Raw genomic sequence first — 2,552 nt, forward strand, 5'->3', positions numbered from 1 at the left:
CGTCCGCCGGCACCGCGTCCGCCGGCACCGCGTCCGCCGGCACCGCGTGCTGAGGGGCGACGACCAGCCCGTCACGCACGTCGACGCGGCGGTCGCACCAGGCGGCGACGCTCGCGTCGTGCGTCACGACGACGAGCGAGGCGCCCACGGCGCGCGTCGACTCGGTGAGGACCCGCATCACGTCCTGGCCGGTCGCCTGGTCCAGCGAGCCGGTCGGCTCGTCGGCGAACACCACGTCCGGGCGAGTGACCAGCGCCCGCGCGACCGCGACCCGCTGCGCCTGGCCACCCGACATCTCCCCCGGGCGCCGGTCACGCTCGTCGGCCACGCCGAGCGCCGCCAGCCACTGGACGGCGAGCTCCTGCGCCTGCGCACGCGGCTCACCGTCGAGCATCGAGGCGATCGCGACGTTCTCGAGCGCCGTCAGCTCGGACAGCAGCTGCCCGTGCTGGAACACGAACCCGTAGCGCCCGCGCCGCAGCAGCGACCGCTCACGCTCGGAGAGCCGCTCGACGCGTCGTCCGCGGAGCGTGACTGCACCCTCGTCGGGCACCAGGACGCCCGCGAGCACGTGCAGCAGCGTGGACTTGCCCGAGCCGGACGGGCCCATGATCGCCAGGGCCTCCTCCTCGCCCAGGTCGATGTCGACGCCCGCGAGCGCGGTCGTCGAGCCGTACCGCTTGACGAGGCCGCGACCGGACAGTCGCGGGTCGTGCTGGGAGGTGGTCACGACGAGGGGGTGGGTCACCGTCTGGCTCATGCCTCCAGCGTCGGGCGTGGACCAGGTGACGCGCGTCCCACGGCGGAACCCTCCCGCGCGGACCAGGGTCCTCCCGTCGTCGTGCGCGAGTCCCGCCGGGGTCCACCCGTCGTCGTAGCCGGACGGCGTCAGGAGACCGGCGTGTCGACCGCTCCGCCGTAGCGACGGTCCCGGCGCGCGTACTCCTCGATCGCGCGCCACAGGTGACGGCGGTCGACGTCCGGCCAGGCCTCCTCGAGGAACACGAGCTCGGCGTAGGCCGCCTGCCAGATCATGAAGTTCGACGTGCGCTGCTCACCCGACGACCGCAGGAACAGGTCCACGTCCGGCAGGTCCGGCTCGTCGAGGTACCGCGCGAAGACCTTCTCGGAGATCCGGTCGGGGTTGACGCGACCCGCCTGGACGTCGCGCGCGAGCGCGGCCGCCGCGTCGGCGACCTCGGCGCGCCCGCCGTAGTTCACGCACATCGTGAGCGTGCACACCGTGTTGTTCTTCGTCAGCTGTTCGGCGGTCTCGAGCTCGTCGATCACCGAGCGCCACAGCCGGGGACGGCGCCCGGCCCACCGCACGCGCACGCCCCACGAGTTCATCTCGTCGCGGCGGCGGCGCAGCACGTCCTTGTTGAAGCCCATGAGGAAGCGCACCTCCTCGGGCGACCGGTTCCAGTTCTCGGTCGAGAACGCGTACGCCGAGACGTACTCGACGCCGATCTCGATCGCGCCGGCGACGACGTCGAGCAGCGAGGCCTCGCCCGCCTTGTGACCCTCGACGCGGCTGAGCCCGCGTGCGTTGGCCCACCGGCCGTTGCCGTCCATGACCACGGCGACGTGCCGGGGCACGAACTGCTTCGGGATCGCCGGGGGGCGGGCACCCGACGGGTGCGGGAACGGGGGCAGCACGGGCGCGGGCACAGCGTCATTCTGCCGCGCACGCGGGCGTCGTCGGGCCCCGCCACGTGCGAACGACCGTCGACGAGCCCGCACCCGCGGGCGAACGGCGGGTCAGACCCGTTCGACGTGCGGCAGGGAGCGCAGGCGCCGCTCGAGGTGGAACTGGCTGAACGCGGCGACGAGTCCGGCGGCCTCGCCACGGTGGCGTTCCGCGCTGTCGTCCACGACACCCCAGTCGCCCGCGAGCAGCGCGGACAGGAGCGCGAACGTCTCCGGAGCGGGCGACGCAGAGCCGGGCGGCCGGCACGACCGGCACACCGCCCCACCCGACTGCACGTTGAACGCCTGGTGCGGCCCGGGCTCACCGCAGCGCGCGCAGTCGTGGAAGCTCGCCGCCCAGCCCGCGACCGCGAGCGCGCGCAGCAGGTAGGAGTCCAGCACCAGGCCGGGTGCCCGCTCGCGCGAAGCGAGCGCACGGACCCCGCCGACGAGCAGCCAGTACTGCTGCAGCGCGGGCTCGTGCTCGGCGTCGACGAGCCGCTCGGCAGTCTCGAGCATCACGGTGCCCACCGTGTAGAGCGCGTAGTCGGCCACGAGCGCACGCCCGTACGGGCCGATCGTCTCGGCCTGGGTGACGATGTCGAGGTGGCGTCCCGTCGACAGCTGCAGGTCGACGTGCATGAACGGCTCGAGCCGGGAGCCGAACCGCGACGTCGTCCGGCGCACACCCTTGCCGACGGCACGCACCTTGCCGTGCTGGCGGGTCAGGAGGGTGACGATCCGGTCCGCCTCCCCCAGCTTGTGGGTGCGCAGCACGATCGCCTCGTCGCGGTAGAGGCTCACGCAGGCATTGTCCCCCGGGGCGCCCACACGCGGGCGCTCCCGCGCCGCCGGCGCACGCG

Annotated in this window: 3 protein-coding genes; all 3 read right to left on the reverse strand. The window is 73.9% G+C overall.

The features are described 5' to 3' along the window. Positions 1 to 760 (reverse strand): ABC transporter ATP-binding protein (locus CWIS_RS06245; protein WP_048342405.1); only part of this gene is annotated, 760 nt, incomplete at its 3' end. Positions 761 to 888: 128 nt separating this feature from the next. Further along, the gene (locus CWIS_RS06250) at positions 889 to 1,671 is read right to left on the reverse strand and encodes an isoprenyl transferase (RefSeq protein ID WP_048342406.1); all 783 of its coding nucleotides are present in this window, start codon (positions 1,669 to 1,671) and stop codon (positions 889 to 891) included. A 90-nt stretch (positions 1,672 to 1,761) separates the two neighbouring features. Beyond that, on the reverse strand, positions 1,762 to 2,493 hold the full coding sequence (gene recO / locus CWIS_RS06255; protein WP_048342407.1) for a DNA repair protein RecO: 732 nt from the start codon (positions 2,491 to 2,493) through the stop codon (positions 1,762 to 1,764). Positions 2,494 to 2,552: the final 59 nt, after the last annotated feature.

This window comes from Cellulomonas sp. A375-1 (genome assembly GCF_001040865.1).
Lineage (GTDB): Bacteria > Actinomycetota > Actinomycetes > Actinomycetales > Cellulomonadaceae > Cellulomonas > Cellulomonas gelida.